This window comes from Rahnella sp. JUb53 (genome assembly GCF_004346065.1).
GTDB classification, from domain to species: Bacteria; Pseudomonadota; Gammaproteobacteria; order Enterobacterales; family Enterobacteriaceae; genus Rahnella; species Rahnella variigena.
The window spans coordinates 207,923-234,164 of record NZ_SLYT01000003.1; the positions used below are offsets into that span (position 1 = coordinate 207,923).

Sequence of the window (26,242 nt, forward strand, 5' to 3'; positions counted from 1 at the left end):
GCTGAAAGCGTGGAAACTATTTGTCGCTCATGACCAGCAAATACCGGCACGGCTCAGTGCCGGGATTACTGAAGGTGATCGGCAAATCCACGCCGAACGTCAGCGCATCGCCTGCCGATAGCACATACTTTTCCGTGCCATAATCGACAGTCAGCGACCCTTCCACCAGCCACAGACGTTGTTTATACGCCTGATGACTCCAGCCCGGATAACTGACGCGCGCGGCGGCTGGCAGCGTAATTTCCACCAGTTCCGGACCGCCGTTTTCCTCATGCGCCGTCACCTGACGCCGCAGATAACCGATATCCGGATCCTGCCACACTTCCTGCTGTGCAAGCGGACGTAATGGCGCGGGTTGTTGGTTATCTTCTGACAGCAACTGCGCGAGCGAAACACCCAGACTGGCGGCCAGACGACCTAAAAGGCTGGCGCTCGGACTGCTGTCCTGCCGTTCAATTTTGGAGATCATCGCTTTACTGACACCTGAACTGCTGGCCAGTTGTTCCAGGCTCAAACCCTGTGTTTTACGCAAAGACTGCAAACGTGTGGCGATCAGTTGGTCGATTGACATGGGATCCGTTCCGTTGTTTACTTTTGTGGAATTAATTCTACTATAGTGGAATTAAACATCAAACGGAAGTCACCGGGGAAGAACTGATGAAAATGATCACCTGTACCGAACGCCAGCACGCTGTCGCTATTCTGGATATTTTTAATGATGCGATCCTGACATCCACCGCGTTGTATGACTATAAACCGCGTCATATCGACAGCATGACAACCTGGTTTGCCACTAAACTGACCCATAACTTTCCGGTGATCGGGCTGGAAGACGCGCAGGGCGTACTGCTGGGTTTTGCCAGTTACGGCACGTTCCGCGCCTGGCCTGCGTATAAATATTCGGTCGAACATTCGATTTATATTCATAAAGATCACCGTGGCAAAGGGTTGGGTAAAATCTTGCTTAATGCACTGGTGGATGCCGCACGTGAACGTGGCGTACATACGCTGATTGGCGCGATTGACGCGGCCAACAGCGGCAGTATTGCCCTGCACGAAAAAAATGGATTCAGTCATACCGGGACCATTAAACAGGCGGCATTTAAATTTGACCGCTGGCTGGATCTGGCCTTTTATCAGATGATCCTCGACACGCCGTTAAAGCCGGTGGCAGGCTAAAAGTCCGGCATTGAATGAGAAAGCAAGCGCCGGAGGGTGCAAGGGATAATGGCGGCTTATGCTGACAGTCATCCAGTCGGGAAACGTGAGGCAGAAAATGTCAGGTAAAACACAAGTCATCAACAAAACGGTAGCGGAAAACTCAGCCTCTGAGTCGGTGAAGGATCCACGCTGGCAGGCGGTCATCAGCTGTGATGCGAACGCGGATGGCAAATTTGTTTACGCGGTAAAAACCACCGGTATTTACTGCGCGCCTTCATGCCCGTCACGGCAGCCGAATCCGGAAAATATTCTCTATTTTGATGATGCCGAAGCCGCAGAAGAGGCAGGATTTCGCCCGTGCAAACGCTGCCGTCAGGGACTGATTTCACTGGCGCAGTTTCACGCTCAGCGGGTAGCTCAGGCCTGCCGCATGCTGGAAGGATCTGCCGGGATGTTGACGCTTAATCAGCTGGCCGCCGAAGTAGGCATCAGTGCTTATCACTTTCATCGCCTGTTTAAGGCGCAAACCGGCGTGACGCCCAAAGAGTATCAGCAGGCGCAGCGCGCCCGGCGTGTACGTGAAATGCTGGCTGATTCTGCAACGATAACCGAAGCGATCCACGCGGCCGGATATCCTTCCGATGGCCGGTTTTACGAAACGTCCGCAGCCACGCTGGGCATGACGCCGCAAAATTTCCGCTCCGGTGGCCGCGATGTGCGCGTCTGGTTTGCCATCGGAAAATCTTCACTGGGCGATATTCTGGTTGCCGAAAGTCAGCGGGGGATCTGCGCCATTTTACTGGGCGACGATCCTGAAAAGTTGATCAATGAGCTGCAAAACAGTTTTCCACAAGCGGAATTGCTGGGCGGCGATCCGGATTTCGAGCAGCGAATTGCTGTGGTTGTTGGCTTTGTCGAAGTGCCTCAGATTGGGCTGGATTTGCCGCTGGATATTCGCGGAACGGCTTTCCAGCAGCGCGTCTGGCAGGCATTACGTGATATCCCACCGGGAAATACCGCCAGTTATGCCGAGATTGCCACTAAAATTGGTTCGCCTAAATCAGTCCGCGCTGTTGCCGGAGCCTGCGCCGCAAACCTGCTGGCAGTCGCCATTCCCTGTCATCGGGTGGTTAAAACGGGCGGTAATATTTCTGGTTACCGCTGGGGTGTGGAACGAAAACGCAGTTTGCTGGCGCGGGAAGAGAAAGGCTGACTATACTCAGCTGACATTATGATTTTCCGAACATTTTGATGAAGAGGGATGCCGTGCCAGCCTGCACTATACGGATTGCTGAACCGAAAGATATTGATTCACTGGCTGAATTACACGTTGCCATCTGGCGTGATACTTATCGCGAACTGGCACCGCCGGAAGCCTTTAACGCGCTTGATGTTCCGCGTCGTAAATCTTTCTGGCAGGATAAATTTGCGCATCCTGCTGCCGGTCAGGGCATTTTTATCGCGGAAGTTGACGGCAAATTAGCCGGATTCAGTCTGGCTTCGGCTTCTTCAAACCCTGAATTTGGCGAGATGGCCGAAATCAAATTCCTGTATGTTTCGCCTGCATTTAAGCGTCAGGGGATTGGCAAACTGCTGATTGCCAAAGCCGCAACACATCTGGCGGGTGAAGGTTTTAAAAGTGCAGGGCTGGGAGTTGTAGAAGGCAACGAGCCTGCAATTAGGTTCTACCGTGCCCTGGGGGGGCTGGAATCAGGGCGCTATACCGATGCAGGTCCGCTGTGGCGTTCGCCTAATATTATCTACGCGTGGCCTGATGTAACGGTATTGTCTGCGCTAAATTCCTGAGCGGTTTTCATTGAAGGACCGGTTCTGCCTGCGTCAGTAAACAACGCAGGCAATGCCTGTCAGCGCAGTTCTTCCAGACGATGTTTCTGCTGACCTTCCGCATTGAAATTATCTGCACTTAACCAGCGATCAAACGCTGCCTTTGAGGCTGGCCATTCGTGGTCAAGAACCGAATACCAGCAGGTATCACGGTTGTGGCCTTTATTGATGATGGCCTGACGGAACATACCTTCATACTCAAACCCGAAGCGTTTTGCGGCCAGTTTTGACGGCTCATTCAGGCTGTGGCATTTCCATTCGCAGCGGCGATATTTCAGGGTATCGAACAGATAACGTTGCAGCAGGTAAATGGCTTCAGTGCCAAAACGTGTGCGTTTCATCAGCGGTGACCAGTTCACCCAGCCAATTTCGGCAACGCCATTCACGGCATCGATACGCATCAGAGAAACGCTGCCCACGGCGCGCTGTGTTTCATTATCCACCACCGCGAAAAACAGCGGATCTTCACTTTTTTCCTGCTGGGAAATAAACACGTCGCAATCTGCCTGCGTTGCAGGGCGATCGACGGCGAGATAGGTCCAGTCCCGATTGTCATCAATGCTGTGCCAGGCGTTAAATAAATCCTCACTGTGGCGTTCGCAGGACAGAGGCTCAAGATGACACCAGAGGCCATCAAGCTGAACATGCACAGGGCGCTCGCGGGGCTGCCAGTCGGGAAGGGCGTCACCGATGGGTTGGCCAAAATGGTTCAGGGTGGTCATAGCAGTTCCCATTTTACTATTAATGAACTTCCATAAAATCAGAATGGAATGACAGCTGCAACCTGCACTTTACTAAAATCCTGAAAGCGGGCGCGGGCCCGCTTGGTTAATACAGGCGGGTCATAATCGCCCGGCACTGCCACAAATCCGGATTTTTTCTTCCACGACTTTTTGCATCGCGAGTTTTCCCGGCACGATGTATTTTCGCGGATCGTTAGCGTCCGGATGTTCTGCAAAATACGCTTTCACAGCATCCGCAAAGGCAATTTTCAGCTCGGTCGCGACGTTCACTTTACAGATCCCCAGACCGATTGCCCGGTAGATCATCTCCTCCGGAATCCCCGATGCACCGTGCAGAACCAGCGGAATATCAACCTGCTGGCGGATTTGTCCAAGACGGGTGAAATCCAGTTTGGGTTCTCCCTGATACAAGCCGTGAGCAGAACCAATGGCGACAGCCAGCGAATCAATTCGCGTCGCTTCAACAAAGTGTTTCGCCACTATCGGATCAGTAAAGTAGCTGTCGCCTTCTTCCACCACCAGGTCGTCTTCCTGACCGCCCAGGCGGCCTAATTCCGCTTCGACACTGACATCAAAGCCATGACAGAGCCTGACGGCTTCGCTCACCTGTTTAATATTGTCCGCCAGCGGGAAGTGCGAGGCGTCGATCATGACGGAGCGGATCCCCGCACGGACTTTGCTTTCTATATCCCGCAGATCCTCATGATGATCCAGATGCAGTGCCAGTGGGATGCGGTATCTTCGCGCAGCCTCGTGGCATATCGAGATCAGGTAATCTGTTCCGGCATAACTGAATGTGCCCGGTGTTCCTGCAAGGATCACCGGAGAACTCATGGCCGCCGCGGTTTCGGCTACCACCTGCACTGTCTCCAGATTGTGGACGTTGAAAGCAGGCACAGCATAACTGTCGCGCTGCGCGGCAAGCAGCATTTCCCTGTTTGAAATCAGATACATTGTTTCAGCTCCCTGTCATATCCAGTAAAATTTTCCCTGTCATCGGCTTTCCTGCGAGTGCCGTCACTTCCCTGACAAAGTCTTCCGGTGCTCCAATACTTGCGATCAGCGCGTCAAGATTTATCCTTTTCTCTGCAAAAAGTTGCGTGGCTTGCTGCCATTCACTGCCCGGCCAGGGGGCGGAATAATTCATCCAGCTGCCCAGCAGCGTCAGTTCTTTGCGCAGGATATGGCTGAAGGTAGAAACGTTCAGGGTAAGATCCTTGTGTAACGTCCCGACCAGCGCCACCTGGGCTTTAGGGCCGGCAATATCGAGGGAAAGCGCAACAGTTTGCGGCGTGCCTGCTGTTTCTACGATCAACTGATTAAAGCGTCGTTCTTGTGTTTTCTGCCGAATGTCGTCTGCGCTCAGCGTTGCGCTGTTAAAGGCATGGCTGGCACCGGTTTCCAGCGCAAGAGCCAGACGCTGAGGATTGATATCAACAGCCGTCACCGATTTTGCTCCCAGAGCGCTGGCCGCCTGAATGATGAGTTGTCCGATGGTGCCTGCGCCAATCACAATGACCTCTTTGTCCTGACAGCCACCGGCCAGTTTGAGGGCATGCAGACCTACCGTAATGGGCTCGAGGAAAGCGCCCTGCAAAAGGGAGGCATTTCCTGGCAATTTGAACAAGTTTTTGCGGGAAACTACCGCATATTCAGCGTGTCCTCCCTCGCGGCGGGAGCCAATAAAGTCATAGTGTTTGCACTGCGAATAAGCGGCTTTCTTGCACTCTTCACATTCAAAGCATGGGAGTAAAGGAACGCAGGCCACGGCATCACCTTCCTGTAGGTCGTGAATATCCTTCCCGATACTGACGACATGACCGCTAAATTCATGGCCGAGGGTAATGGGATAATAATGCGAACTGTTTGCGAAGATACGCGGGATATCTGACCCGCAAAGACCTGAATAGGCGATGCGAACCAGCACATCACCGGAGCTTTTGAGTTCCGGAACCGGGCGATCTTCAACTGTCATCTTCCCGCCGGTGTGTACCACAACAGATTTCATAGTCGGTTTCCTTGAGCGGGGGGATCCCCCCCGCTGAGATGAAGTTAAGAATTGGCCTGTGCAATCACTGCTTGTTTTTCAGCCTGCGTAAACTGGCGGGCACGACGCCATGTCAGGAAGACCCCGATGGCATAGACGACGCCGATCACGCTCAGTCCTGCGATATTCTTCAGTGTGCAGAGCTGAATCAGCAGATAGGTGACAGGTGAGCCGCCCTGATCCATAGATGCTACTCTTCCCCCTGCGGTAAGTGCGCCAGCATTGGCAGCCAGTTGTGTATGCAGATCAATAGTCTGAGTAGCAATCCACAACGTGATGCTCATGATGATGCAGCCGGAGATAAGCGTGCGGAACAAGTTACCCTGATGTACCGCTACGGCGATGGCAACGAAGAAACCGATAGTGGCGAGGTCCCCGAACGGCAGGACCTGATTGCCAGGTACCAGTACGGCAATCAGGATGGTCAGCGGAATAAAGATCAGGCTGGCAGATACCACGGCGGTGTGCCCGAGCAGCAGCGCGGGATCCAGACCAATCAGGAATTCCTGTCCGCCAAAGCGGGCTTGCAAACGGGTACGGGCATGGCGGGCAATGGGGGTTAAGCCGTCCATGATCGGTTTGATCACTCGTGGCATCAGGAGCATCACTGCCGCTGTTTTCACCGCCAGCTGCAGCACGCCCTTTGCGTCGTAACCGGCGAGGAAACCAATAATCAACCCCATCACAAAACCGACAGTCACCGGTTCACCAAACGGCCCGAAACGCTTTTGCACATCGTCAGCGCTGAAGTGAATTTTGTTCAGCCCCGGGATTTTCCCGATAACAGTATCAACCAGCACAGCGATCGGGCCGAGATAGGCCGAAGAACCATGCGGGATCGCAATGCCTTCAAGATTGAAGAAATCCCGGGTATCTTTCGCAAACCAGTCACCCAGTTTGTAGATAAACGCCGCATGGATAACGACACCCATAATCCCCAGCCAGTAAGAGCCGGTGGCGAGATGCAGCATGGCGCCAGTGAACGTCATGTGCCAGATGTTCCAGATATCCACATTGACGACACGCGTCATACGGGTCAGCAACATCACAATATTCACACCGATGGCAATCGGGATGGCAACCAGTGCAATTTGTGAAGCCCAGGTCATTGGGGCTGAACCTGGCCAGCCAATATCAACCACCTGCAGGTTGATTTCGAAGTGCTCTGCCATGGCTTTTGCCGCTGGCCCGATGGAATCGAGCATCAGGCCGATGACTAATCCGATCCCGACAAAACCTATGCCAATATGAATTGCTGATTTAAAAGAATCCCCCAGTTTCATCCCCAGTATCAGAGAGAAAACGATGATGACGCCGGGCAACATGACTGTTGGCCCGAGGTCGAGGATGTAGCGCATTATTTCAGTAAACATGGCTTACTCCTGTAACAGGGTCAGTATTTGCTGGCGCAACGTATCCATGCCTACACCTGAGATAAACGGCATCCCGTGAACGACCGGAATGCTGCCGAATGTGCGGTCGACTTTGGCGGTGGTACAAATCAGATGAGCACCGTCCATATAGGTTTCGATCTCCGTTACGCGACACTGCACGAGATCCACTTGTATGCCATGTGCTTCACACAGTTCTTTGATTTCTTCTGCTGCCAGCGTAGAGGTGGCAACAGCTCCGCCACAGGCGACTATAATTTTTCGCTTCACGGTAAAACTCCTCAATAGGTTGTTTTTGATATTATTTTTTTAGGTAAGACGTCGGGTTCAATGTTGAGAATGCGCTCAGGTGCACGCTTCGGAACGCTTCTCCGGTGATGAGATAAAAATGCGGCTTCTAAACAGCGTGGAAAGCTGCTCTTCAGGCGCCGTCAGCAAGCTTTCGCAAAAAACGGGATCTTGTAACTGGCTGAATAACTGGCGTAGTAACTTCAGCTGTTCTGCCGGATGAGTGACTATCAGGGCAATAATCAGTGAGGCCGGAATGGTTCCGTCGTCATCTGCCTGAAAAAATTCCACTGCGGTATCGGGTCTGATGAGATAAATCGCCGGACAGCGGGCATGTGTCGCTTCACAGTGGGGAATGGCGACGGCATGGTGTTCCAGCTGGATGCCTGTTGGGAATTCAGCTTCGCGGTTTACCAGGGCTTGCGGATACGTCGTTTCCACTATGCCTTCCTGCACCATACGTTCACCGATGTGCGTAAGCGCCTCGTGATGATCCGCAAAACTGATGCCGGTTTTGACGAAAACCTCGCAGTTATGCATGGCAGGCTCCTTCCTTAAGGGATTGCGCAGGTGTGCAGCCGAAATGATAAGCGCGTAAAACATCCTGGATTTTATCGATGATAAGTTCGTGCGGATCGCTGGCTAGTTCGCCGTTCATCACCCTTTCAAACTGAGCGGGGAGGTACTGGCTCAGTAATCCCAGAGGGATTGCCACTGATTGCAGGTTGGTGATTAAGACTTCCATCGCCCGGTTAATGCGGGTGTGAGGCCAGTAATAGCGAATGCGATCGGACAGGCTGAAATGCAGGTCGATGAGCGAGAGGCTGAATGTCGAATGGTAATATTTTTTCCAGTAACCGGGCTCATCCAGCATAACGCTATCTATAACCGTCAGGATCTGGCTGCGGGACTCGGGCGCAATCAGTACCTGTTCAATGTTTGCCAGCGCGAAAACGGCTTCCCGTAAGGCAAAAGTCAACGCCGGCCCCACTTTCAGGATGGCGAAGTGATCGTTCACCAGGCTGCGGTAGGAATCACGGGTCTGGTAATCGGTAGAATGTGCCTCGTAAATTAGCGGAGTTGTCGCAATATACGCGGACAGATCCCGGGCGAGCTCCGGCTGGTAGTGGATTACACGGCTATGATCGAATTCCACGCCGGGCTGGACCACGACGGCGATAATCCTGTTTATTGCATCATTCAGCCCAAGCTCACTAAATGCCTGATGGTGCATATCGAGTGTGGCTTTGGCATCTGCGGCTTTCGTGATATGAACCTGCTCGATAGAGGAGGATTCACCGCCGGGCACAGGAACTTCTGTACCAATGACATAGGTCAGCTGCTTTTTCTGCTGTGGAGTGGCTACCCTTTCTGCGACCTGACATAAGCGCGCAGCGCGTTGAGCCACAACAAGTGGATCCAGAGGGACAGGATCATCTGCGCATGACATAGACGCATCCAGATGAATTTTGCTGAACCCCGCTTCGACATAGCGGGCAATCAGCACCTCGGCTTTTGCCATCGCACTTTCAGCGCTTTCGTTCTGCCAGCAGTTTGGTCCCAGGTGATCCCCACCTAAAATCAAACGATGCATCGGGAATCCTATATTTTCGGCGATCGCGAGAACGAAATCTCGAAAATCCATCGGCAGCATCCCGGTGTATCCGCCAAATTGATTGACCTGGTTTGAGGTCGCTTCGATCAGCACTTTGCGGTCTGTATGCAGGTCTTCGCGTAACGCCGCTTCAATCACCAGAGGATGTGCAGAGCACACTGAGCAAATCCCAATTCTTTCGCTTGTCTTGTGTTTAGCAATAATGTCTTTCATTTTCTGCCTCCGTTTGTTTCCGAAGAGGATCGTACCTTTGCGAAAGGCAAACAATAGCGTTTTCCGCATTATGTGATGGTGATCGAAATGTTTCGTAAGTTTATTGCATTCGTTTTCTTTCGTTTTAAGTGGTGTCTCGGGAAATGAGAAGATAAAGTCTGAGAATGCAGCCAAGACACATCCGGAGTTGCTATGATTCACAGCGCCGGGAATTTTTACTCCTCATTGAGGGGGCTTTTGTTTACACTGTGGGGAATATGACCTTTCGGATTACTCATAATGAATACTTATGAACGTCGCCATAAAATCATTGAGTTAGTGAATGAAAATGGCAGTGTTTTAGTGGCTGATCTTTCGAGTGCTTTCGAAGTTTCAGAAGTGACCATTCGTTCGGATTTGAGTCTGCTGGAGCAAAAAGGCGCACTTAGCCGTTTTCATGGTGGTGCGGCAAGATGGACGGCGAAGAACGCTTCCGGTCACGACAAACAGCCGGGGGAATTGGTACTGGAAGAACGCTACCTTCAGGCCAGTGACCCCAAAAAACGTATCGCGCAGGCGGCGGCTGGCATGGTTAAGCCCGGCGATACCGTGATCCTCGACAGTGGTAGCACCACGATGTTACTGGCCGAGGAGTTAGTAAAATCAGGAGACATCACGGTTATTACCAATAATCTTCCTGCTGCTTTTGTTTTGTCTGAAAATCCAGACATTACACTGGTCGTTTGCGGCGGAACGTTGCGGCATAAAACCCGCTCCTTACATGGCAATATCACGGAATATGCGTTGCAGGGTATCGTCGCTAACCTGATGTTTGTCGGCGCTGATGGTCTTGATGCGGCTACCGGAATTACTACCTTTAATGAAGGCTACAGCATCAGCGGAATTATGGCCGAGGCCGCTCAGCATGTGGTGGTCGTCACCGACTCCACAAAATTTGGACGACGCGGATATAACCTGGTGCTGCCTATGGAAAAAATTGACACCATCATTACTGACGCGGGTATCAGCAATAATGTGCTGCAGGCGCTTCAGCAAACGTCGACAGAGATTATTGTTGTTTAATCTTTATCCGGTTTCTGACTTCAACCTGTGCTGACTTTATGGCTGCTGATGACTAAAAGATACGGGCACAACTGAGGATTGCGCAGACGCGCGAGGAAGATTTTAGCTTTTTCAGTAACAGCTATTGATAAGTGGAAGCGGTATTCAAAAAGTTGGCCGCAGAGCAAGATGCCTGCGGCGACGGGAAAGCAATCAGGATTTTTTGTTATAGACTTCAAAGGTGAAGTATTTCTTTTCCAGCGTCTGATAAGTGCCGTTTTTGTAGATTTCTGCCAGTGCATTATTAATCAGTGTGAGATGCGCCTGGTCATCTTTGCGCAGGCCAATTGCCGTGCCTTCACCTAAGTAACTGGTATCCGTCAATGGCTCACCTGCAAAAGCATAACCCGTGCCTTCAGGCGTTTTTAGAAAGCCCGTTTCTGCCTATGTCAGCCGCCGGTGGCCGTTAAAGTCGCGATGATCAGTAAGGTGATTTTTTTCACAAGTGTTCTCCGCTGGTACTCAATAAAAACAAACCCCGCCAGGCTGTGACGAAGGTCAAAGAGTGTTTTCTATTTTGAATATGACGACCGGACTGATTGTGGTCAAGCGGCGAACTTATGTTCAAAACGGGCAGCAGTGAGACATAACGACGATTGGTTTTTGGGCAGAACAAATGAGGGATTTACGGGGTAGGTTGCAGGGGAAGTTTTATTTTTCATTTTAAAAACAACAGGGTAAATCTGAAGATGTCTGAAGCTAACAGGCAAAAAAATCGCCTTTATCCAAAGGGATAAAGGCGATTTAAGGTTTACCTTTGACTTAATATGACATTGTCAAAGGCTGTTCATTGAAGATTACTTGGCTTTATCGATGAAGAATTTTATTGAAAGGGCTTTGTTATCAAATGACCTATTTGAAAGGTCGGGGATCATTTCACCTGACTTCACATCAATATAAGACCCCTGATAGTCACGTTTATCATACACGCGTGCGGTATAACCCTCAGCAACCTTTACTGAAGACATCTTACCACCGAAATTAGGCATATATTCCCAATATTCATAACCCCCATCGAGCAATGGAGTATCCCCCATAATGTTTACCCAGTCGCCACGATAAAAGCTTTCTGTATAACCAATCGCTTTAACAACCTGAACAGATGATGCAGCTTTGTTCATATCGATGCCTATCCGGGTCATATCATATTTAGATTGAGTTTTATCATAGTTATATATGTGCGTAGTTCCTTTGAACTGGCAGTCAGAGAATAAACGTATACCCAAAGAACTTTCTGGTATTGTCACGGACGACACTTCGTCATTGGCTTCAAAACCGTTTTTCATCTTCACACCGGTTAAGCAAGCGATGTCACCAGTGATATCCAGGCTATCACCAGTATAACCACCGTTCTGGAACAGCGTGGCTTTAAGACCGGTCACAGGTGTTGGCTCTGGAGTCGGCTCTGGAGTCGGCTCTGGAGTTGGCTCTGGAGTTGGCTCTGGCTGCGGAGTTGTTTCAGTATCGAATACTTTATAGATGTTACCACCGCTGCTGAGAAGTTCATCGGTTAATGTCATAGTCACAATATCAACCTGCAGGCCGTCTTTGTAGCGGTACAATTTGATTTCGTCACCCACTCTCATGGTAGGTTTCCAGGTTCCTTTTACAGTCTGACTGGCATCATCAATAGCGACACTGCCGTTCATAATACTGCTTTTCTGACTCTTACCTACAAATTTACCGTTAAGTTGAATGGTGTAGTTACCATATGAACGATATGCATTATCCGTTTCGGTAAGAACCAGAGCTGGTTGACCGTTCTGAATCGCCATGTCAAAGCTGATCAATTCACCTGCGATCTCCGCACGTGCCATCTGCTCTTTATCAAGTTTAATTGTTTCAATCGGCGTAGTGACACCATTCGAATAGTTATACAGATAAAGCTCGTCGCCTTGATTTAAGGTAGGCGTCCATGAACAAGTCACGGTATTAGCGGCATCATTAACATCTTTGATGGCATGATCAGTACATTCGCCATTCTGGCTTTTACCATAGAATTTATTATTAATTTGAATGGTGTAGTTCATATTCTTAGCTTCATGCGCAGCACGATCTAAGGTTAAGTGTACTGAAGGCGTGCCATTTTTGATGACCACACTGAAGTCTTTCACGCTTCCAATGACCGATATAACTGGTTTTGGATCTGGTGTTGGATCTGGTGTTGGATCTGGTGTCGGCAGCGGGGTGGTCACAAGAGCCTTGACGATATTACCCAGCTCGTGTTCTGGTGTGTCACCGCTGATATCCCACAGAATCGCGCCACCAAAGCCTTGCGCATTGATGAAGTCTACTTTCTCGCGAATGGACTGCGGATCGTCATAGGTCAGGAATTCTTGCTTAGTTTCGCTATACAGGTACGGAACGTGTGACTCTGAATCCCAGTAACGGGTGTAATCACCGCTGGACAGTTTTTGCTTCAGCACATACCAAGGGTTAGTACCTGTTAATTGATCTCCGTCGTCCCATGCGCCTTTGACTGTCGCGGCACCGGTGTTAAACATGCCCGGTAAACCAGCAACGATTTCCGTACCCGGGACATGGCCCCAGCCACGACCGTAATAAGGGATCCCCATCATCAGCTTGGCTTTTGGTACTTGCCAGGTTTCGACGTAAGCAGTCATGGTGTCGGCCACGTTCAGCTCTTTATCTTCATCATGGCTGTTTTCATACAGTGGTGCGTTATGACCGGTTAATGGATCAAAAGCACCGTGGATGTCATACGCCATCACGTTTACGCTATCCAGCAATGGCGCGGTCACAGCCGGGTTGATGTACTGAATGTTGTTGTGGTTGGTGGTGACTGCCGCAGAAAGTTGATAGTACTTATCATCTTTCAGACCCTGTGCATCCAGCTTGCTGCGTAGAGACTGGATAAGCTTGGTGAATTGCGCTTTTTCAGCTTCGGTGTCCGGGTATTCCCAGTCAATGTCCAGGCCGTCGAAATTCCACTGCGCCATATAGCTGACCATGCTGTTGGCCAGTTTCTCAAGACCTGCATCCGTAGCAGTTGCGTTTTCGAAGACACCTTCCTGAGAGTTATTCCAGCCACCGACAGAAATCATATGCGCCACGTTGGCCGCTTCTGTGCGTTTATCCAGATCTTTGATCAGGCTCGGAGCTTTGTCGGTGTCATGCATGGTCACTACACCGTCTTTGACCACCGCAAAACCGTAGTTCAGGTGGGTCAGGCCAGAGTAGTCAACTTTATCCGGGGTAAAGAAGTTATGTGCTTCATACACACCCCATTCCGGGAAGTAGCCAATCACTTTACGCTCAGCAGCCACGCGGGCCTTTTCACGGGTCTGCAGATCGATTGCGTTCTGGCCGGTATACGGCGTGAACTGGAAGGTGGCGTAAGGCTTGATATTAATCGCATCGCCGGATTTCCAAACCGGATCAGTGCCCGGGCTGATGCCCTGATCAACCCACCATTGTGCAGTCCAGTAATATCCGAGGAAGCGAACGGTATCACCGCCTTTATAGGTGCGGTTCGGATCGTAGTCTTCGGAGATAATAGCCAGTTCTTGTTTCGGCGCGACTTCTGCTAAAACAGTACCAGGGAAGTTGTTTTGCGATGCTTCGGTATACGCAGTCCAGGTGTGACCACCATCTTTGGTGATCATCATCGAGTAATCGAGGCCTGAGAAGGTGTTCGTCTCGTCATTTCCCGCCACGGTGGCAGCTGACGAAATTATCGGGAATCCAATAGCTGAAAACAGGATTGCCGCAGTTAATTTATTTAAGCGCATAAATAGCTTCCAAATTTGTCCATAAACTCGTTATTCACGAGGGATGCAAAAAAAATACGCGCCTTTATATCATTTACATTGTCTGCATAGTATTTAATTATATATTAAGAACGAATAAATCAAACTTACCCATATGTATTTAAACAATAAAGATATATTCATCATTTAAATAAATGTTTTTGATGTCAATTATAATTAAATGTAATTATTGATAATAGGTGCAGAAACTGAGCTCACTATCAGCTTCTTTGGATGCCAAAGACAGACTCCTCAAAGGCCCTGATCTTGGCAGTAGTGAGTCAAAACGGGGCGGTTTTGGGGTTCACTCAATCATAAATTGTGGATCTGAAAAGACCCGTTTTGAGCGAGGTAGCGGGTAAGCGTAAAACTTTACCATTAGACGATGTTATAGCTATTTCTCTTGAATCATATTGGTTTGGATGCAGGAGGACTAGTATGCGGTCGTTTTTAAAAAGTATTTGTGTCTTATTGTTTTTATAATGAAAGCCATAGAACTTCACTTGTTTATTTTAATTTAAATGAGTCTTAAAAATACTTACGATTTTTTATTAAAAGCTTCGACGATGTGCCTGAAACCCTACCATATTGGGTACAAAATACGCGATGGGAATCAGTGAAGTCGATGCAGGACTAAGAAAATCCTGACATTCCGATTATTTTGGAACAGCTCAATAACGAATTCACATCGGTGGCTCTTTTTCAGAGGTCCCGGGGAAAATTAAAGATACAAAAAAGCCCGCAGGGCTTACGCCTTGCGGGCTTTCAGGACTTCGTTGGATGGCTCTGGTAACCATCAACCAAGAATTTGGTGGAGCTGGGGGGATTTGAACCCCCGTCCGAAATTACTACACCGTCGGCACTACATGCTTAGTCCAATCTTTACATTCGCCGGTTAGCTGCGGATGGACACGCCACTAACAAACTATCCTGATTGGGTTTAACGCTTTCACCCCAGGCAAGGTGTCCACGCGATCTCTTTTGGGTTTGACCTCTCTTGATCCCCGTCCTAAGAGCGGAGGCTAGGGAGAGAGGGCTCTAAGCAGGGTATTAAGCTGCTAGGGCGTAGTTTTCGTCGTTTGCGACTATTTTTTTGCGGCTTTTTACGAGGCAAACCGCCCCTCGGCATGCTCCTTGGGCTTCGCAAATCCCGTCGAATCCAGAATCAGCCCCAAGTACTGTTATGCAGTATACCAGAAAAAGAACACGCTAAGCCAGAGACTTAGCGGTTTGAGTTCTTCATGATACGTGCTTTGTCTACTTTCCATTCACGATCTTTAATGTCATCGCGCTTGTCGTGCTCTTTCTTACCTTTAGCCAGACCGATCTTCACTTTTGACCAGGCATTTTTCCAGTACAAGGAAAGCGCCACGACGGTGTAACCATCACGACTGACTTTTCCGAAAAGCGTTTCTAATTCTCGCTTCTTCAGCAGTAATTTTCTCGTACGGGTAGGGTCGCAGACGATATGACTCGACGCCACGTTAAGAGGTTGAATGGTTGCGCCAAATAAATAGGCTTCACCGTCGCGGAATGTGACATAGCTGTCAGAGATGTTTGCTTTACCAGCGCGCATCGATTTGACTTCCCATCCCTGCAAAGCAAGCCCCGCCTCGATTTCATCTTCAATGAAATATTCATGGCGAGCGCGTTTGTTCATCGCGATAGTCGCGGAACCGGGTTTATGTGCTTTTTTCTTTGTCATAGTGATACTTATTATACTGTAAGCGATGCCGATTGAAATCCCCACGCTGTCAGAGTGGGGTGTTTTTCATGTTTGTGGCGAGCTGTGCTTCGTAGTTTTTATTACCGCGCGGATAAATGGTATTATCTGTACGTTTTATGACACCTGGAAAATGATATGCCACAGATAAGTCGTTCTGCGCTTGTACCCTTCAGCGTGGAGCAGATGTACACCCTGGTTAATGATGTCGATGCTTATCCGCAGTTTCTGCCCGGTTGTACCGGCAGCCGCATTTTAGAAAACAGCGATACGTCCATGACCGCCGCCGTTGATGTTTCGAAAGCGGGCATCAGTAAGACTTTTACAACCAAAAATACGTTAATCAGCAATAAGCGCATTGATATGCAGCTGGTTGATGGTCCTTTCCGCAAACTGACCGGAGGATGGGATTTCATCGAACTTAGCCCCGACGCATGTAAAGTTCAGCTTAGCCTTGATTTCGAATTTACCAATAAATTGATTGAGTTAGCGTTCGGAAAAATCTTTAAAGAACTGGCAGGCAGTATGGTTCAGGCGTTCACGATGCGCGCAAAAGAGGTTTACAGTGTCTGAGATCCGCGTTGAAGTCGTCTATGCACTGCCGGAACGTCAGTACCTGCGCACGGTGAAACTGGAAGAAGGGAGTAGCGTAGAGGAGGCGGTCAAGGCTTCCGGTTTGCTTGAGTTACGCAGTGATATCGATTTGAAGCAGAATAAACTGGGTATCTACAGCCGCCCGGTAAAGCTTGCCGATACGGTGAGTGACGGAGATCGTATTGAGATTTATCGGCCATTAATTGCTGACCCGAAAGAGTTACGGCGGATTCGCGCCGAACGTTCTAAAAAATAAGGCGCCTCAGGCGCCTTATTTTTTTACCCTGAAAGATGATTTTTGGTAGTTACCAGAGACCATCACACCGGGGCGATTTATTTTTGATCGCTCAACTTCGGTTTGTTGTCGATATTGGTCAGTTCACCCGCCTGGTTGAAGGTCAGCGTCAATGTTTGCTGTGTTACACCTTCGTGGCCTGGCTCCTGACGGAACACGTAGAACCAAACATCACTGCCAAACGGGTCGTGCAGCATCGGCGTGCCAAGAACATAAGCAACTTGTTGTTTAGTCATACCGGTATGAATTTTTTGAACATCCGCAGGAGATAAGTAATTCCCCTGGTTGATATCAGGCCGATAAACCACCTTTTCCAGAGTGGAACAGCCCGCAGTAAGCATTACAAGAGCTACAGCGGCGGCAGTTAGCGTTTTACAGCGCATAGTCATTACATTCCTTTAGGGCATAAGATGCCGATGATAATAGACCTTTCATCAGTTTGAAACCTTTGCGGGGCACCTGTATGACCGCTTAAATGTAAAAAAGTTGAGCTTTTTACGCAGCGAGCAGCTCTTTTGCATTGGCCAGCGTGTTTCGGGTGACTTCACTTCCGCCCAGCAGACGCGCCAGTTCCTGCAAACGCGCCTTTTTATCAAGCCGGTTCATTTGCGTTTCTGTCACTTCGCCGTCGGTTTCTTTGCTGACAAAATAATGCTGATGTCCGCAACCTGCAACCTGAGGTAAGTGAGTCACACACATAACTTGCGTGGATTCACCTAACTGGCGCAGCAACCGGCCAACAATGGCTGCCGTTGGTCCACTGATGCCAACGTCAACTTCATCGAAGATAAGCGCCGGAGTTTCCATTTTTTGCGCCGTAATAACCTGGATCGCCAGTGCAATACGGGAAAGCTCACCACCGGAGGCTACTTTGGCCAGCGCCTGAAGCGGCTGACCCGGGTTAGTGGTGACCTGGAATTCCAGACGGTCAGCCCCCTCCATGTTCAGGTGTTCTGGTTCGAACTGCACCTGAATCTTGAATTTACCGTGCGGCATGGAAAGTGCCTGCATGCTTTGCGTAATCAGATGTGTAAGTTCATCGGCGAAATACTGGCGTTTTTCATGCAGCTGTTCAGCAACCGCTACTGCCTGCTGATAATGACGCTGTACCGCTTCGCTCAGCTCTGCCTGATTGGTTTCCTGATCATCCAGTGCCTGCTGTTCTTCAAGCAACTGGCGATGCAATTCTGGCAGTTCTTCTGCGCTGACATGGTGCTTGCGTGCAAGATTCATCTGGCGGGACAGGCGCTGTTCCAGTTCGTATAAGCGGTTTGGATCCATTTCCAGGCGTTCACTGTAGTGGCGCAGTTCATCGCTGGCTTCGCTGACCTGAATGGAGGCATCGTCGAGCATGACGATCAGATCGTTCATTTTGCTGTCGAGCTCAGCAAGTTCAGTCAGCTGATTACGTGCGGTATAAAGCAAACTGACAATGTTTTGCTCTTCGCCATCGGCCAGAAGATATAGCGCGCTTTGGCTCAGGGAAAGCAGCTGTCCGCTGTTTGCCAGACGTTTGTATTCTTCATCGATTTGTTCGTACTCACCGGCCTGAGGGGCGAATTCGTTCAGTTCTTTCAACTGATATTGCAACAACTGACGGCGCGATTCGCGCTCGCTGACTTGCTGCTGATATTGTGCCAGCTGACGGCAGCTCTGATGCCAGTTTTGGTAAGCTTTGCGCATTTCAGCCAACAGCAGGGGCTGATCGGCATAAGCATCGAGCAGATCTTTCTGATGCTCAGGCTTGAGTAAAAGCTGATGGGCGTGTTGTCCGTGAATTTGGATCAGATGCTGACCCAGCTCGCGAAGCTGTGACAAAGGCACGGGCGTGCCGTTAATGAAACCGCGGGAACGACCATCGCTGCTGATGGTACGGCGCAGCAGGCAATCCTGCCCTTCGTCGAGCTGGTTTTCTGCCAGCCAGTGTTTTGCAGAAGGTGTATCAGCCAGAGTGAAGCGGGCGCAGATATCGGCACGACTCGCACCCAGGCGCACCATGCTGCCGTCTGCGCGACTGCCAAGGCAAAGCCCGAGCGCATCAATAGCGATGGACTTACCGGCACCGGTTTCACCGGTGATTGCCGTCATACCGGCATGAAAATCGATTTCTAATTCGCGGACAATGGCAAAGTTACTGATAGTTAATTGCGCCAGCATGATCACCTTCCTGTACATAACAACAGACCTGTAATTACATACAGTATAAACTGGTTTTATATACAGTAAAGGGGCTGGCGAATTATTTTTATCTGATCAGAAGAGTTTTTTTGACCATCCGAGTTTTGTGCTTAATGTATTGAAATAGCTGTAGTCTTTCGGGTGGATCAGATTCAGGTGGAACTCGCTGCGGCGGATGACCACTTCTTCACCCGGTTGAATCGGCAGGGCAATCTGGCTGTCACAGCTGATTTCAAGGTCATTGCTCATATGTGAGAACCGCAGACAAATCGTACTGCTGCTGTTAATAACCAGCGGGCGCGCAGAAAGTGTGTGCGGGAACATCGGCACCAGCGCAATAGCTTCTAACGTCGGCGTCAGGATCGGACCGCCACCTGATAGCGAATAGGCGGTAGAGCCGGTTGGTGTCGAAATAATCAGACCGTCCGAACGTTGGGAGAAGGCGAATTTGTCGTCAATATAGACTTCAAATTCAATCATGTGTGCGACTTTTCCCGGATGAAGGACGACTTCATTGATAGCAGTGCTCACGCGACATTGCTGGTCTTTGCAGCGTACCATGGCCTCCAGCAGGAAACGTTGTTCGCTGATGTATTCGCCCTGCAGAACGTCATCGAGTTGCTGCAAAGCGTTATCCGGGTCCAGATCGGTCAGAAAACCGAGATTGCCACGGTTGATGCCGATGACTTTGATGTCATAGCGTGCCAGAACGCGTGCGGCGCCCAGCATGTTACCGTCGCCGCCGACAACAACGGCCAGATCGGCCAGTTTACCGATTTCTGCCAGACTGCCGGTCGTGGCGTTTTCAAGGGCTAAATCTTGTGCCACCTGTCGCTCAACAATGACCTGATAACCTTTTGAGATTAACCAGTGGTAAAGCATTTCATGGGTGGCAAGTGCTGAAGGATGACGAGGGTGTCCGACAATCCCAATGCACTCAAATTTTTTATTCATCGCTGTGGTTATCCTCAGCAGGGTGTGATGACCCCTGCATTATGACCGGTTTCATTAAAAACCAAACCTTGAAACCCCGGTTTTGATCCCCATAATAAGCCAAGTAGCAAGATTAATGCTAAAACGCGGAGAGATTCATGAGTAGTAAAGAACATAAGACACCTGACGAGCAAGTCTCTGAAGAACTGAATCAGGAACAAGAGCTGCAAGCGGAAGCGGAAACCCAGGCGGCAGATGTCGTTGACCCGCGCGATGAACGTATTGCTGAACTGGAAGCACAGCTGAAAGAACTCCAGCAGCGCGAGCGTGACAGCCTGCTGCGTGCTAAAGCGGAAGTGGAAAACATCCGTCGTCGCACCGAACTGGATATCGAGAAAGCGCATAAATTCGCTCTGGAGAAATTCTCCGGCGAGCTGCTGCCTGTTATCGATAATCTGGAACGTGCTCTGGATCTGGCTGATAAATCCAATTCAGAACTGGCAGGTTTGATTGAAGGCGTCGAGCTGACCCTGAAATCTCTGCTGGATGCTGTGCGTAAGTTCGGTATGGAAGTGGTGAGCGATATCCACGTGCCTTTCAATCCGGAACTGCACCAGGCGATGACGATGATGGAATCCGAAGAGCTGGAACCTAATTACGTGATGATGGTGATGCAAAAGGGTTACACGCTGAACGGCCGTCTGTTACGCCCTGCAATGGTTGCGGTTTCCAAAGCAAAAGCCTGATTCTGTGTTTAGCAGACTGATATAACGAAAGAGGCACCTTCGCGGGTGCCTCTTTTTTATGCCTGTTCAGGTCGCATTTATGCCTGTTCAGGCAATACCGGCACCCAGTCAATCGGTGCCAGACCCTGTTGTTCCAGTAAGACATTCGCCTGTGAGAAATGTTTACATCCCAGAAAACCGCGATGTGCAGAAAGCGGAGAAGGGTGCGGCGCTTTCAAAACATGATGGCGGTTGCGGTCGATAATATTACCCTTCTTCTGCGCGTGAGAGCCCCACAGCAAAAAGACAATTCCTTCACGATTTTCGTTCAGCGCGGCAATAACTTTATCGGTAAAGGTTTCCCAGCCTAGTTTGGCATGTGAGTGCGCCTGACCCCCTTCGACGGTCAAAACCGTATTCAGCAGCAGCACGCCCTGATCGGCCCAGCTTTGCAGATAGCCGTGAGACGGTCGTACGAAGCCGGGAATGTCGGTGGCCAGTTCTTTATACATGTTCACTAAAGAAGGCGGGGCAGGGATACCCGGACGGACAGAAAATGATAATCCGTGAGCCTGGTTGGGGCCATGGTAAGGATCCTGACCCAGGATCACCACTTTGACGTCTGCCAGTTCAGCGGAACGAAAGGCGTTGAACACATCCTGCTGTGGCGGATAAATGGTTTTGCCTGCCGCGCGTTCTGCCGCGACAAACTTCAATGTATCAACGAAATAGGATTGTTCTTTTTCCTGACCAATCACGTCATGCCAGGTGAGAGTAGTAGACATTGACGCTCTCCTTTTGAAGGTAATTTTAAACTGGCAGTAGCTTACCTGCTCATTCTGCTGAGTGAAACCCGCACGCGCTTTTGCTGATGTTTATCTGCGACTTAACGTTCTATGCAGAATTTGTTGATAATTTACAAAAATAATTTAATCAGGCGCCTTGAGAAAATTGATATAAAACATAAATATGCCGAGGGTGAGAAATACCCACAGGGAAAAGATTGATATTTATCAAAGAATGCGGGGTGCTCTGCTGTTATATCTGACAACAGGAAAACAGGTTGTGATTCAGCCTGACATCAATCAATTAACAGTATCGTAGCCAACTTGGAGGCAACATATGATCACCGGGATCCAAATTACTAAAACCGACAACGAAGCGCTGAAAAACTCTTTCTGGCTGCTCGATGATGAAAAAGCAGAAGCTCGCTGTGTATGTGCAAAAGCGGGTTTTGCGGAAGACCAGATTGTGGCTGTCAGCGATCTTGGCAAGTTTGAATACCGTGAAGTGCCAATGGAAGTTCAGCCGACCGTGCGCGTGGAAGGTGGTCAGCACCTGAACGTTAACGTACTGCGTCGTGAAACGCTGGAAGATGCGGTTAAACATCCTGAGAAATACCCACAGCTGACTATTCGTGTGTCTGGCTATGCGGTACGTTTCAACTCACTGACTGCTGAACAGCAGCGTGACGTGATTACCCGTACTTTCACTGAAAGCCTGTAATCGCCTCTGAGCGTTTCAGTTTTCAGGTAATAGCAGGAATAAAAAAACCGCCTTTAGGGGCGGTTTTTCTTTGCATCAAATCAGGCCTGATTAGGAGGCGTCTTTTGCTGCGTCAGGTTTAACGCGGCGCTTGCCGACGTTTTTGCTGTCACGATGGCGAACTTTCACTTTCACCTTCGATTTTTCCTGATCCGCTTTCTGCTTCTCTTTACGTTTCGCCAGCACTTTCTTCGATGGCTTACCGGTCACTTTTTCACTAGGTGCTTTGGTCTTAGGACGGAAGCCTTCCAGCACGCGCGCTTTAAGTGGTTCATTCAGGTAACGACCGATTTTACCGAGCAGCAGATGGTCATGCGCTTCCACGAAGGAAATCGCGGTGCCTTTGCGGCCAGCACGACCGGTACGGCCGATGCGGTGCAGATAGATATCAGCGGTCAGCGGCAGGTCAAAGTTGAAGACGTGGCTGATGTCGTTGATATCCAGACCGCGCGCGGCGATGTCGGTGGCAACCAGCACGTTAACGCGATCTTCGACCATACGTTTAACGGCTTCGGTACGTTTAACCTGTACCATTTCGCCTTCGAGATAGCAGGAGTTAATCCCTGCTTCGCGTAACCAGGCAACCAGTTCATGCACACGCTCGCGCTTACGCACGAAGATCACCGATTTAGTGACATCTTCCTGTTTCAGCAAATGGATCAGCATCTGGGTTTTATGCACCAGATCGTCGGCACGGTAATACCATTGCAGGATCTTTTTGCGTTCGCGGCGTGACGGGTCGGCTTCGATTTCTACCGGCTCAGTCAGAATGCGTTCTGCGAATTCACGGATGGCTTCCCCTTCCAGCGTTGCGGAGAACAGCAACGTCTGTTTGCGCCAGCGTGCTTCGGCAGAAATGGTTTCGATGTCCTGCGCAAAACCCATGTCCAGCATGCGGTCGGCTTCGTCGAGGATCAGCGTCTCGATTGCGCGGCAGTCGAAGTTTTCTTCTTTAATGTATTGCAGCAAACGTCCGGTTGTCGCAACGACAATGTCCTGGTTTTCGCTGAACACTTCGGCATGGTTCATATAAGCCACGCCGCCAGTGATGGTCGCGATATCCAGTTCGGTATGTTTGGCTAACTCACGCGCCTGTTCAGCAACCTGCATAGCAAGTTCACGGGTTGGCGTGAGGATCAGAATTCGTGGCGGACCAGATTTCTTACGCGGGAAATCCAGCAAATGCTGCAATGCAGGCAGCAGGAACGCCGCTGTTTTGCCGGTGCCGGTAGGAGCCGAACCCAACACATCGCGTCCGTCCATTGCTGGCGGAATGGCCTCTGCCTGAATGACAGTAGGACGGCTATAGCCTTTGTCGCCAAGGGCTTCAATCAGGCGTTCATCGAGTTCGAGTTCGGAAAAAGTGGTTACAGTCATGGTCTACCTCTACTTGGGGCGCCGATTATAGACGTGTTAGACGCGATCTTCACCTATTTAAGCGGTTTGCGTGGCTTTTACTCTGCTTCTCTTTGCCCTATGCTACGACAGTTTTCGTTCCCGGCCCTGCTGGCTGGCGTTATTACGGTGAAATGAGTGACAAAAGAAGTCAGTTCCGCACAGCCTTTACGGCGCAATGGTTTTACCTTTAAACAGTTTTTCGTCGCACATGACCGTTGCGCGATGAAAGTTGGCACAGACGGTGTTCTGCTGGGTGCGACTGCGCCGGTCACTCAGGCACGACGTGTTCTTGATATTGGCTGTGGCAGCGGTCTGATTGCCATGATGCTGGCACAGCGCAGCGAATCTAACACTGTTATCGATGCCGTAGAACTGGAACCTGCGGCCGCCGGACAGGCAGCTGAAAACTTCCGCGAATCAGTCTGGGCGAATAGATTGTCTGTCCATGCGCAGGATATTAATGAGTACGCGCAAAAATATCCTGCTCAGTATGATCTGATTGTCAGCAATCCGCCTTATTTTGAATCGGCCGTTGCCTGCCGCGATGAAGCCCGTAATGCTGCCCGTTACACAGAAACCCTGACACATGAAGCGCTGCTTGAATGCGCGCAGATGCTGATTGCGCCGGAAGGGCTGTTCAGCGTTGTTCTGCCCTATGACATCGGTCTGGCATTTGAAACGCTGGCTCACCAGAACGGCTGGTTCAGTGCGTGGCGCATGGCCGTTCGAGACCGGCCGGGAAAACCGCTTAACCGTTTGCTGCTGACATTATCAAGGCAATTTGTTGAACGCACGGATGAGGAACTGGCATTGCGGAAATCGGAAGGCGTTTACAGCGAAGAGTTCTGCACGCTGATCACCGATTTCTATCTGAATTATTAACGGGGCAAAGGGTGAGGGGCCGAAAAGTGCGTTCCTTCGCACTCTTTCGAAACTAACACTGTAAAACCTATGGCTGCAAAATAGTGGGCTGCGGATTTTCCTGTAAATCAGGATAATCGAGCGTGTAATGCAGGCCACGACTTTCTTTACGCTCCAGCGCACTGCGGACGATCAGTTCAGCCACCAGCACCAGATTTCTCAATTCCAGCAGATTATTGGAAATACGGAAGTTGGCGTAATACTCGTCAATTTCCTGTTGCAGCGTCATGATGCGGCGCAGTGCGCGCTCCAGGCGTTTCGTTGTACGCACAATTCCCACGTAGTCCCACATAAACAGGCGCAGCTCATGCCAGTTATGCTGGATAACCACCTGTTCATCGGAATTGTCCACCCGGCTTTCATCCCACTGCGGAATGTTTTTTGCCAGCTTGGCATGAGGCAGGCGCTTAATAATGTCTTCCGCTGCCGACCAGCCGTACACCACACATTCCAGCAGTGAGTTAGAAGCCAGACGGTTAGCGCCATGCAGACCGGTATAGCTGACTTCGCCAATCGCATACAAACCATCGAGATCGGTACGACCGTGCTGATCTACCATCACGCCGCCGCAGGTATAATGCGCAGCCGGCACGATCGGAATGGGCTGTCTGGTCAGGTCGATGCCCAGCGATTGCAGCTTTTCATCAATCATCGGGAAATGATGCTTAATGAATTCCGGCGGGCGATGGCTGATATCGAGATACATGCAGTCTGCACCGAGACGTTTCATTTCATGGTCGATAGCACGTGCAACAACATCACGCGGCGCCAGTTCGCCTCGTTCATCGAAATCAGGCATAAACCGCGTGCCATCCGGACGTTTGAGCAGGGCACCTTCGCCACGCAGCGCTTCGGTCAGCAGGAAGTTACGCGCCTGAGGATGATAGAGGCAGGTCGGATGGAACTGATTGAATTCCAGATTGGCAACCCGACAACCTGCACGCCACGCCATGGCGACGCCATCGCCTGAAGAGATATCCGGGTTAGTGGTGTACTGATACACCTTAGCGGCACCGCCTGTGGCGAGAACAACGGCTTTGGCTCGCAGTGTTTCTACATGCTCTTTGTCGCGGTTCCAGACATAGGCACCGACCACGCGTTGGGTGCCCGGTAATCCAAGTTTGCTTGAGGTAATTAAATCAACGGCATTATAGCGTTCTTTCACGCAAATATTGGCGTGCGCCCTTGCTTTCCCAACCAGCGTAGTCTCTACTTCTTTACCTGTAGCATCAGCAGCATGCAGGATCCTACGGTGGCTGTGACCGCCTTCGCGTGTCAGATGATAACGCTCTTCTGAGCTCGCGTTGGTTTCGGTATCAAACAGGACGCCCTGGTCGATCAACCATTGCACACAATGTCGTGCATTGCTGGCGATAAATTCAACAGCTTCTTTATCGCATAAGCCTGCGCCGGCAATTAATGTGTCATCAACATGTGAGGCAATGCTGTCTGCTTCGTCGAAAACGGCGGCAATTCCGCCCTGGGCGTAAAACGTAGAGCCTTCGTTGAGGGGGCCTTTACTGAGAACAGTGACGTGACAGTGGTCTGCAAGTCGCAAAGCCAGAGAAAGGCCCGCAGCGCCACTTCCGATTATCAATACATCGCTAACAAATTCAGATGAAGGTTGCATAACGTATGATGTTTGCAGAAGAAGAGGGAAATTCATGTTAGCCTAAACCTCCGTGCAAAAGCCACGGGCTTAAGACTTCAATAGAAAAAACAATGGCGATGTGGAACTAATCGTTCCATGTGAACT

General features: G+C 50.2%; 26 protein-coding genes and 1 other RNA gene. 9 read left to right on the plus strand and 18 right to left on the minus strand.

Going from position 1 to position 26,242, the window contains the following annotated elements:
* Positions 1-16 precede the first annotated feature (16 nt).
* Positions 17-571, minus strand: coding sequence for a helix-turn-helix domain-containing protein (locus EC840_RS08690; protein ID WP_132964989.1), 555 nt, complete (start codon positions 569-571; stop codon positions 17-19).
* Between the two features lie 86 nt (positions 572-657).
* Here EC840_RS08690 and EC840_RS08695 point away from each other — a divergent pair, with 86 nt between their 5' ends.
* The 3 genes from EC840_RS08695 (at position 658) to EC840_RS08705 (ending at position 2,967) form a co-directional block, all read left to right on the plus strand.
* Positions 658-1,179, plus strand: a complete 522-nt coding sequence (locus EC840_RS08695; RefSeq protein ID WP_132964991.1) for a GNAT family N-acetyltransferase — start codon at positions 658-660, stop codon at positions 1,177-1,179.
* Positions 1,180-1,276: 97 nt separating this feature from the next.
* The gene (gene ada, locus EC840_RS08700) at positions 1,277-2,374 is read left to right on the plus strand and encodes a bifunctional DNA-binding transcriptional regulator/O6-methylguanine-DNA methyltransferase Ada (RefSeq protein ID WP_132964993.1); all 1,098 of its coding nucleotides are present in this window, start codon (positions 1,277-1,279) and stop codon (positions 2,372-2,374) included.
* Between the two features lie 53 nt (positions 2,375-2,427).
* Positions 2,428-2,967, plus strand: coding sequence for a GNAT family N-acetyltransferase (locus tag EC840_RS08705; protein WP_112288161.1), 540 nt, complete (start codon positions 2,428-2,430; stop codon positions 2,965-2,967).
* Between the two features lie 59 nt (positions 2,968-3,026).
* Here EC840_RS08705 and EC840_RS08710 read toward each other — a convergent pair whose 3' ends face one another.
* The 7 genes from EC840_RS08710 to gatZ form a co-directional block, all read right to left on the minus strand.
* Positions 3,027-3,728 carry a GNAT family protein gene (locus EC840_RS08710; protein ID WP_113876231.1) on the minus strand — a complete coding sequence of 234 codons (702 nt, stop codon included), beginning with the start codon at positions 3,726-3,728 and terminating at the stop codon, positions 3,027-3,029.
* Positions 3,729-3,848: 120 nt separating this feature from the next.
* Complete coding sequence (locus tag EC840_RS08715) at positions 3,849-4,703, minus strand: tagatose bisphosphate family class II aldolase (RefSeq protein WP_132964995.1); 855 nt, start codon at positions 4,701-4,703, stop codon at positions 3,849-3,851.
* 4 nt (positions 4,704-4,707) lie between these two features.
* On the minus strand, positions 4,708-5,757 hold the full coding sequence (gatD, locus tag EC840_RS08720) for a galactitol-1-phosphate 5-dehydrogenase (RefSeq protein ID WP_129637946.1): 1,050 nt from the start codon (positions 5,755-5,757) through the stop codon (positions 4,708-4,710).
* 44 nt (positions 5,758-5,801) lie between these two features.
* The gene (locus EC840_RS08725; protein ID WP_132964997.1) at positions 5,802-7,169 is read right to left on the minus strand and encodes a PTS galactitol transporter subunit IIC; all 1,368 of its coding nucleotides are present in this window, start codon (positions 7,167-7,169) and stop codon (positions 5,802-5,804) included.
* A 3-nt stretch (positions 7,170-7,172) separates the two neighbouring features.
* The gene (gene gatB / locus EC840_RS08730; protein WP_129637947.1) at positions 7,173-7,457 is read right to left on the minus strand and encodes a PTS galactitol transporter subunit IIB; all 285 of its coding nucleotides are present in this window, start codon (positions 7,455-7,457) and stop codon (positions 7,173-7,175) included.
* Between the two features lie 75 nt (positions 7,458-7,532).
* Positions 7,533-8,015 (minus strand): PTS galactitol transporter subunit IIA, encoded by a 483-nt coding sequence (gene gatA / locus EC840_RS08735; protein ID WP_129637948.1) that lies wholly within the window; start codon positions 8,013-8,015, stop codon positions 7,533-7,535.
* Positions 8,008-9,303 carry a tagatose-bisphosphate aldolase subunit GatZ gene (gene gatZ, locus EC840_RS08740; protein ID WP_132964999.1) on the minus strand — a complete coding sequence of 432 codons (1,296 nt, stop codon included), beginning with the start codon at positions 9,301-9,303 and terminating at the stop codon, positions 8,008-8,010. The genes gatA and gatZ overlap by 8 nt, the downstream gene beginning before the upstream one ends.
* Positions 9,304-9,582: 279 nt before the next feature.
* On the opposite strand from gatZ, the gene EC840_RS08745 reads away from it, so the two are divergent.
* Entirely contained in the window at positions 9,583-10,365 is a 783-nt protein-coding gene (locus EC840_RS08745) for a DeoR/GlpR family DNA-binding transcription regulator (protein ID WP_112288169.1), read from the plus strand.
* A gap of 192 nt (positions 10,366-10,557) precedes the next feature.
* Here the strand turns inward: EC840_RS08745 and EC840_RS08750 are convergent, their stop codons facing one another.
* The 4 genes from EC840_RS08750 to smpB form a co-directional block, all read right to left on the minus strand.
* Complete coding sequence (locus tag EC840_RS08750; protein WP_243701047.1) at positions 10,558-10,728, minus strand: transporter substrate-binding domain-containing protein; 171 nt, start codon at positions 10,726-10,728, stop codon at positions 10,558-10,560.
* A 473-nt stretch (positions 10,729-11,201) separates the two neighbouring features.
* Positions 11,202-14,156 carry a glycosyl hydrolase family 18 protein gene (locus EC840_RS08755; RefSeq protein WP_132965001.1) on the minus strand — a complete coding sequence of 985 codons (2,955 nt, stop codon included), beginning with the start codon at positions 14,154-14,156 and terminating at the stop codon, positions 11,202-11,204.
* Between the two features lie 827 nt (positions 14,157-14,983).
* Positions 14,984-15,347: a transfer-messenger RNA gene (gene ssrA / locus EC840_RS08760) on the minus strand.
* 49 nt (positions 15,348-15,396) lie between these two features.
* The gene (smpB, locus tag EC840_RS08765; RefSeq protein WP_112288217.1) at positions 15,397-15,879 is read right to left on the minus strand and encodes an SsrA-binding protein SmpB; all 483 of its coding nucleotides are present in this window, start codon (positions 15,877-15,879) and stop codon (positions 15,397-15,399) included.
* Positions 15,880-16,035: 156 nt separating this feature from the next.
* On the opposite strand from smpB, the gene EC840_RS08770 reads away from it, so the two are divergent.
* Both EC840_RS08770 and EC840_RS08775 read left to right on the plus strand, forming a co-directional pair.
* Positions 16,036-16,470 carry a type II toxin-antitoxin system RatA family toxin gene (locus EC840_RS08770; RefSeq protein ID WP_113876197.1) on the plus strand — a complete coding sequence of 145 codons (435 nt, stop codon included), beginning with the start codon at positions 16,036-16,038 and terminating at the stop codon, positions 16,468-16,470.
* On the plus strand, positions 16,463-16,747 hold the full coding sequence (locus EC840_RS08775) for an RnfH family protein (protein ID WP_113876196.1): 285 nt from the start codon (positions 16,463-16,465) through the stop codon (positions 16,745-16,747). The genes EC840_RS08770 and EC840_RS08775 overlap by 8 nt, the downstream gene beginning before the upstream one ends.
* A 77-nt stretch (positions 16,748-16,824) precedes the next feature.
* On the opposite strand, the gene bamE is transcribed toward EC840_RS08775, so the two are convergent.
* The 3 genes from bamE to nadK form a co-directional block, all read right to left on the minus strand.
* Positions 16,825-17,169 (minus strand): outer membrane protein assembly factor BamE, encoded by a 345-nt coding sequence (bamE, locus tag EC840_RS08780; RefSeq protein WP_112288172.1) that lies wholly within the window; start codon positions 17,167-17,169, stop codon positions 16,825-16,827.
* A 112-nt stretch (positions 17,170-17,281) separates the two neighbouring features.
* On the minus strand, positions 17,282-18,943 hold the full coding sequence (gene recN, locus EC840_RS08785; RefSeq protein ID WP_165353133.1) for a DNA repair protein RecN: 1,662 nt from the start codon (positions 18,941-18,943) through the stop codon (positions 17,282-17,284).
* Between the two features lie 96 nt (positions 18,944-19,039).
* On the minus strand, positions 19,040-19,918 hold the full coding sequence (gene nadK, locus EC840_RS08790; RefSeq protein ID WP_112288174.1) for an NAD(+) kinase: 879 nt from the start codon (positions 19,916-19,918) through the stop codon (positions 19,040-19,042).
* Between the two features lie 137 nt (positions 19,919-20,055).
* On the opposite strand from nadK, the gene grpE reads away from it, so the two are divergent.
* On the plus strand, positions 20,056-20,643 hold the full coding sequence (grpE, locus tag EC840_RS08795; protein WP_113876194.1) for a nucleotide exchange factor GrpE: 588 nt from the start codon (positions 20,056-20,058) through the stop codon (positions 20,641-20,643).
* 77 nt (positions 20,644-20,720) lie between these two features.
* Here grpE and ung read toward each other — a convergent pair whose 3' ends face one another.
* The gene (gene ung, locus EC840_RS08800) at positions 20,721-21,407 is read right to left on the minus strand and encodes a uracil-DNA glycosylase (protein WP_129638289.1); all 687 of its coding nucleotides are present in this window, start codon (positions 21,405-21,407) and stop codon (positions 20,721-20,723) included.
* Between the two features lie 337 nt (positions 21,408-21,744).
* Here ung and grcA point away from each other — a divergent pair, with 337 nt between their 5' ends.
* Positions 21,745-22,128: an autonomous glycyl radical cofactor GrcA gene (gene grcA / locus EC840_RS08805; protein WP_112288177.1), complete on the plus strand. Its 384-nt coding sequence runs from the start codon at positions 21,745-21,747 to the stop codon at positions 22,126-22,128.
* A 90-nt stretch (positions 22,129-22,218) separates the two neighbouring features.
* On the opposite strand, the gene srmB is transcribed toward grcA, so the two are convergent.
* Complete coding sequence (srmB, locus tag EC840_RS08810; RefSeq protein WP_132965003.1) at positions 22,219-23,544, minus strand: ATP-dependent RNA helicase SrmB; 1,326 nt, start codon at positions 23,542-23,544, stop codon at positions 22,219-22,221.
* Between the two features lie 243 nt (positions 23,545-23,787).
* Between srmB and EC840_RS08815 the strand changes: the two genes are divergently transcribed.
* Positions 23,788-24,447, plus strand: a complete 660-nt coding sequence (locus tag EC840_RS08815; RefSeq protein WP_207914750.1) for a methyltransferase — start codon at positions 23,788-23,790, stop codon at positions 24,445-24,447.
* 67 nt (positions 24,448-24,514) lie between these two features.
* Here the strand turns inward: EC840_RS08815 and nadB are convergent, their stop codons facing one another.
* Complete coding sequence (gene nadB, locus EC840_RS08820) at positions 24,515-26,116, minus strand: L-aspartate oxidase (protein WP_192878624.1); 1,602 nt, start codon at positions 26,114-26,116, stop codon at positions 24,515-24,517.
* Positions 26,117-26,242 lie beyond the last annotated feature (126 nt).

What these genes read in the sequence shown, in the direction of transcription:
- EC840_RS08745 (WP_112288169.1), top strand. Translation starts at nt 9,583, where the DNA reads ATGAATACTTATGAACGTCGCCATAAAATCATTGAGTTAGTGAATGAA.
- EC840_RS08815 (WP_207914750.1), top strand. Translation starts at nt 23,788, where the DNA reads ATGAAAGTTGGCACAGACGGTGTTCTGCTGGGTGCGACTGCGCCGGTC.
- EC840_RS08715 (WP_132964995.1), bottom strand. Translation starts at nt 4,703, where the DNA reads ATGTATCTGATTTCAAACAGGGAAATGCTGCTTGCCGCGCAGCGCGAC.
- ada (WP_132964993.1), top strand. Translation starts at nt 1,277, where the DNA reads ATGTCAGGTAAAACACAAGTCATCAACAAAACGGTAGCGGAAAACTCA.
- srmB (WP_132965003.1), bottom strand. Translation starts at nt 23,544, where the DNA reads ATGACTGTAACCACTTTTTCCGAACTCGAACTCGATGAACGCCTGATT.
- EC840_RS08695 (WP_132964991.1), top strand. Translation starts at nt 658, where the DNA reads ATGAAAATGATCACCTGTACCGAACGCCAGCACGCTGTCGCTATTCTG.
- nadK (WP_112288174.1), bottom strand. Translation starts at nt 19,918, where the DNA reads ATGAATAAAAAATTTGAGTGCATTGGGATTGTCGGACACCCTCGTCAT.
- grpE (WP_113876194.1), top strand. Translation starts at nt 20,056, where the DNA reads ATGAGTAGTAAAGAACATAAGACACCTGACGAGCAAGTCTCTGAAGAA.
- EC840_RS08770 (WP_113876197.1), top strand. Translation starts at nt 16,036, where the DNA reads ATGCCACAGATAAGTCGTTCTGCGCTTGTACCCTTCAGCGTGGAGCAG.
- gatZ (WP_132964999.1), bottom strand. Translation starts at nt 9,303, where the DNA reads ATGAAAGACATTATTGCTAAACACAAGACAAGCGAAAGAATTGGGATT.
- EC840_RS08710 (WP_113876231.1), bottom strand. Translation starts at nt 3,728, where the DNA reads ATGACCACCCTGAACCATTTTGGCCAACCCATCGGTGACGCCCTTCCC.
- smpB (WP_112288217.1), bottom strand. Translation starts at nt 15,879, where the DNA reads ATGACAAAGAAAAAAGCACATAAACCCGGTTCCGCGACTATCGCGATG.
- ung (WP_129638289.1), bottom strand. Translation starts at nt 21,407, where the DNA reads ATGTCTACTACTCTCACCTGGCATGACGTGATTGGTCAGGAAAAAGAA.
- gatA (WP_129637948.1), bottom strand. Translation starts at nt 8,015, where the DNA reads ATGCATAACTGCGAGGTTTTCGTCAAAACCGGCATCAGTTTTGCGGAT.
- recN (WP_165353133.1), bottom strand. Translation starts at nt 18,943, where the DNA reads ATGCTGGCGCAATTAACTATCAGTAACTTTGCCATTGTCCGCGAATTA.
- nadB (WP_192878624.1), bottom strand. Translation starts at nt 26,116, where the DNA reads ATGCAACCTTCATCTGAATTTGTTAGCGATGTATTGATAATCGGAAGT.
- EC840_RS08755 (WP_132965001.1), bottom strand. Translation starts at nt 14,156, where the DNA reads ATGCGCTTAAATAAATTAACTGCGGCAATCCTGTTTTCAGCTATTGGA.
- grcA (WP_112288177.1), top strand. Translation starts at nt 21,745, where the DNA reads ATGATCACCGGGATCCAAATTACTAAAACCGACAACGAAGCGCTGAAA.
- bamE (WP_112288172.1), bottom strand. Translation starts at nt 17,169, where the DNA reads ATGCGCTGTAAAACGCTAACTGCCGCCGCTGTAGCTCTTGTAATGCTT.
- EC840_RS08690 (WP_132964989.1), bottom strand. Translation starts at nt 571, where the DNA reads ATGTCAATCGACCAACTGATCGCCACACGTTTGCAGTCTTTGCGTAAA.
- EC840_RS08725 (WP_132964997.1), bottom strand. Translation starts at nt 7,169, where the DNA reads ATGTTTACTGAAATAATGCGCTACATCCTCGACCTCGGGCCAACAGTC.
- gatD (WP_129637946.1), bottom strand. Translation starts at nt 5,757, where the DNA reads ATGAAATCTGTTGTGGTACACACCGGCGGGAAGATGACAGTTGAAGAT.